This window comes from Mycobacterium gordonae, from assembly GCF_002101675.1.
Taxonomy (GTDB): Bacteria; Actinomycetota; Actinomycetes; order Mycobacteriales; family Mycobacteriaceae; genus Mycobacterium; species Mycobacterium gordonae.
Map to the genome: position 1 here is coordinate 1 of NZ_LQOY01000127.1, position 1,436 is coordinate 1,436.

General features: G+C 64.7%; 1 protein-coding gene. It reads left to right on the forward strand.

Annotated elements, in window-relative coordinates; translation table 11 throughout:
- Positions 1-271 precede the first annotated feature (271 nt).
- A complete protein-coding gene (locus tag AWC08_RS19385) occupies positions 272-1,429 on the forward strand; it encodes an IS30 family transposase (RefSeq protein ID WP_372513539.1) in 1,158 nt (385 codons plus the stop codon).
- Positions 1,430-1,436: the final 7 nt, after the last annotated feature.

A 1,436-nucleotide genomic window follows, 5' to 3' on the forward strand; every position in this document is an offset into this window, starting at 1 on the left:
GGCAGACTCAATCGGTCGCTGCAACACCTGACTGGTTGAGGGGTGTTGTTTGATGGGGTTTCGCAAGCAGGGCAGCAAAGTTGATCCCGAGTCCCGCGGGGTCTTCCTGGAGGCGGTGAGGTCGGGACTGTCGCGGTCGGTGGCGGCCACGGTGGCCGGGGTGTCTCATACGACGGGCAATAAGTGGGCTAAGGCCGCGGGGATCGTCGTCGATACCACCCATCACGGGATTCGGTATCCGGCGGCGGTGCGTGAGGCGTTCTGGGCGGCGATGAAATCCGGGTCGTCCGTCCAGGAGGCGTCGGTGATTGCCGGCGTGTCGGAATGCAGGGGCCTGGTTTGGGTGAAACAAGCTGGCTATGTGCCCAGGACCCCTGCTCTTGCCGTCGTGGAAGTCAACGGCCCGCGACCGCCACGTGCGCCGTTGTCGTTCACCGAACGCTGCCGACTTGAGGAACTGCTCGAAGCTGGGCACACCCCGGCTTATGCCGCCGATCGACTTGATCGCCACCTCGACACCGTCAATCGCGAGATCGTCAGAGGTGCGACCAGCTCGGGGTATCGGGCCGGGGTTGGCCAAGACGTCGCCGACGCTAACCGCAAGCGGCCCAAACAGCGCCGGTTGGAGTCGCGCCCTGCGCTGTTGGCCGAAGTTGTGCAACGGTTGGAACAGCGGCACAGTCCCATGCAGATCGCGTGCCGGCTGCGGCAGGACTTCCCCGAGGATCCGGAGATGTGGGTGTCACACGAGACGATTTACCAGGCTCTCTACGTCCAGCCGCGCGGGGAGTTGGCCACGCTGGTCAAGACCGCGCTGCGCACCGCCCGGACACGGCGAAAGCCGCACGGCCGCAACGAGATAGCTGACCGTGCCCGATTCAAGGCGGGCATGATCAACATCAGTGAACGTCCCGCCGAAGCCGACGACCGCGCCATCCCCGGACATTGGGAAGGCGACCTTATCCTGGGTAGCACCGCTTCCGGCTCAGCGATCGGCACCCTAGTCGAACGGACCACCGGGTTCGTGGTGCTGCTGCACATGCCCGAAGATCGCACGGCGGCCACCCTGGCCGAGTCGATGTCGGCCAAGGTCCCGGAAATACCGGAGATCCTGCGTCGCTCGCTGACCTGGGATCAAGGCAGCGAGATGGCCCTGCACACCGAGATCACCGAGGCCACCGGCCTGCCGATCTATTTTTGCGACCCGCACAGCCCCTGGCAGCGCGGCACCAACGAGAACACCAACGGACTATTACGCCAATACTTCCCCAAAGGCACCGACCTGTCGTTCTACGGTCCTGGCTGGCTCGACCAAGTCGCCGCTGAACTCAACGGCCGCCCCCGCAAACGCCTCAAGTGGCGCACCCCCGCCGAAGAACTCCACCGACTACTCTCAGACCCGTCCGCATTCGTTGCAGCGACGGCCTGAATCCAAG